At 30.4% G+C, this 2,981-nt stretch carries 3 protein-coding genes; all 3 read left to right on the top strand.

What is annotated here, in order from left to right:
* The first annotated feature begins 164 nt into the window (after positions 1-164).
* From BM384_RS16440 to BM384_RS16450, 3 genes are read left to right on the top strand one after another with little or no spacing between them, the layout of a single operon-like run.
* Positions 165-959, top strand: coding sequence for a MurR/RpiR family transcriptional regulator (locus tag BM384_RS16440; protein WP_090015261.1), 795 nt, complete (start codon positions 165-167; stop codon positions 957-959).
* A 17-nt stretch (positions 960-976) separates the two neighbouring features.
* A complete protein-coding gene (locus tag BM384_RS16445; protein WP_090015263.1) occupies positions 977-2,407 on the top strand; it encodes a glycoside hydrolase family 1 protein in 1,431 nt (476 codons plus the stop codon).
* Between the two features lie 18 nt (positions 2,408-2,425).
* Positions 2,426-2,947 carry a PTS transporter subunit EIIB gene (locus tag BM384_RS16450; protein WP_090015265.1) on the top strand — a complete coding sequence of 174 codons (522 nt, stop codon included), beginning with the start codon at positions 2,426-2,428 and terminating at the stop codon, positions 2,945-2,947.
* Positions 2,948-2,981 lie beyond the last annotated feature (34 nt).

Raw genomic sequence — 2,981 nt, forward strand, 5'->3', positions numbered from 1 at the left:
ACTTGACTGTAAAATTTTTCAAGTAAAAATGCACTATCATAGTAGAAAAAACAAATATAATATATTTGGGTGCATTTTTTGCACCCCATTATCACTTATGGAAATGTTATCATAAATTCAACAAAAGTGATAGTGAACTTAAAGAAAGTTTGAGGGAACTAAGAATGAATATAAATAGAATGAGTTTATTGGGATCATTATTTTCAGTAATAAATGAAAGCAATCATAAGGATACCAATTATGTCTTAGCTCAATATTTTTTAGAGAACTATCATAAGTTATCAGAATTAAATATTTTTAATGTTGCAGAAGAATGTTATGTTTCTCGTTCAAGTATTAGACGTTTCTGTAAGTCTATTGGTTATGAAAATTTTGTAGAATTAAAAAAACAATTTGCAGAGTATGATGATCAATATAAATATTATATGATGCATTCAAATCGTGAGAATTACAGAGAGTTATTAACAAATGAGATAAATGAAATGATAAAAGAATTGGACAAGCGCATGAATGAAGAGGAAGTAGAACGGATAGCTGATAAAATTTATAAAAGCAGATATGTTGTTTTCTTAACTTCAGATACATCCACAGCAGTAGTTCAAGAGTTTCAAAAATCAATGATATTCTTTGGTAAGGTTATAAAAATAATTTCTGATGTGTATACAGATAAATCTTTAATTAGCAGTTTAGATGAGAGAGATGTGTTATTTGTTATATCATCTACAGGAACATTTGCAAAAGCATCAAGAGATTTTATAGAAAAGAATAAGGCAGAAAAAATTCTTATTACTGTAAATAGGGATGAAGAGTTTAAGGAGTGGTATGACAAAATATATCACTTAAGCTCAAAGGACAGATCTAAGGATGGACGAAGTGTTTATGGGAAGTATGGTATAAGCTACATGTTTGATATTATCTATAGTGCTTATTTAAGAAAATATAGAGTAAACAAAAGATAATAGAAAGGATTGATAATATGTATTATAATTCTAAACCAGTATTTCCAAAGAACTTTATGTGGGGAGCATCTAGTGCAGCATGGCAGGTAGAAGGTGCTGTTGCAGAAGATGGAAGAACTCCAGCAATTATAGATTTAAATAGTAAGAAAAAGAAACCTTTTGCTGATAATTCAATAGCAGCAGATCATTATCATCACTATAAAGAAGATGTGGCTTTGATGGCTGAATGTGGATTTTCATCATATCGTTTTTCTATATCATGGTCAAGAATAATACCTCATGAAGATGGAAAAGTAAATGAAAAAGGTATTGAATTTTATAATAATCTTATAAACGAATTAATAGCAAATAATATAACACCAATAGTTACTTTATATCATTATGATATGCCTGTATGGGTAGATGAAAAGTTTGGTGGATGGCGTAATCGTGACATAATAGATGCTTTTGATCATTATGTAAGAGTTTGTTTTAAGGAATTTGGTGATAGAGTTAAGTACTGGCTATCAATAAATGAACAAAATATGCAAATATGCTATGGTGAATGGCTTGGAGTAAATAAGGGATGTGACAATTGGGAAAAGGATAAATGGGATGTAAACCATATAATGAACCTATGTCATGCAAAAGCAGTTATAGCATGTCATGAACTTGTAGAAGGTGGAAAGATAGGTCCTGTTCCTGGATATGTTCCAATATATCCTGAAAGCTGTAAACCAGAAGATCAAATAGCTGCAATGAATGCAGAAGAATTAACAGAAAAAATGTGGAATGATTTATATGTATATGGAGAATATAACGGATTTATAAAAAGCTACTGGAGAGAAAATGGTATTGAGCCAGATATAAGACTTGGGGATATGGAATTAATAAAGTCTGCTAAAATAGATTTCTTTGCATTAAATTGTTATAGAAGTAATGTGGCAAAAGACTGCAAACCAGATGAAGAAACTGTGGAATTACAACTTAATAAAAATGGAGTAAAGGGTCAATTTGTATATCCTAAGTTCCCAGGACTATATCAATTAGCAACAAATCCTTATGTTGAAACTACTGATTGGGATTGGGAAATAGATCCTATTGCTATGAGATATATGCTTAGATACATGTGGGATCATTATAGATTACCAATGATGATAACTGAAAATGGTTATGGAGCACATGAAACTCTTGGAGAAGATGGACATGTCCATGATGAAGAACGTATTAAGTTCTTAAGAAATCAAATATATCAAGTAGGTTTAGCTATTATGGATGGATGTGAGGTAATAGCGTATAATCCTTGGTCATTCACAGATTTATTAAGTACAGGAAATGGTATGGCAAAAAGATATGGCCTAGTATATATAAATACTACAGATGAAGAAGTTTTAGATTTAAGAGGAGTTAAAAAGGATTCGTTTTACTGGTATTCTAAGTTAATTAAATCTAACGGACAAGAGTGGTAGAATTAGAGGTGAAGAGGTGTGAGTAAGTATTCAGAACTAGCTAAAAAAATCTTAGATTTAAGTGGAGGAGAAAGTAATATAGCTGTTGCTAATCATTGTGCAACTAGATTGCGATTAACATTAAATAAACCATCAGAATTTAATGAGAGTGGTATAAAAGCAATAAAAGGCGTAATGGGAGTAGTTAATAGGGGAAAAGAAGTACAGATTATTATTGAAACTGATGTTGGAAATGTATATAACGAATTTGTTAAGCTTGGAACATTTACTAAGGCTAAGGAAGTTAGTGAGAGTGATGAAAGTGATGAAAAAAAGGGCAAGGCAAGTTTAATAGTAGATTTTATTAGCGGTACCTTTGTACCAGTACTACCAATATTAGTTGCAGCAGGTTTAGTATCTGCTGTGCTAAATATATGCGTAACCTTCTTTGGTTTGTCATCGGAAACAGGAACTTATATTGTATTAAATACAATTAACAATGAGCCTGTAAATAATTTTGTGTATTCTTATCTTTTTCTTAGAAATAATCAAAATTATTGAATCTTATTTATTAAACAATTTTGTCTGAAATTGT

The sequence above is a fragment of the Clostridium sp. DSM 8431 genome (assembly GCF_900116755.1).
Lineage (GTDB): Bacteria > Bacillota > Clostridia > Clostridiales > Clostridiaceae > Clostridium.

Bases quoted from the DNA above. Each gene is read 5' to 3' on its own strand.
- BM384_RS16445 (WP_090015263.1), top strand. From the start codon at position 977: ATGTATTATAATTCTAAACCAGTATTTCCAAAGAACTTTATGTGGGGA.
- BM384_RS16440 (WP_090015261.1), top strand. From the start codon at position 165: ATGAATATAAATAGAATGAGTTTATTGGGATCATTATTTTCAGTAATA.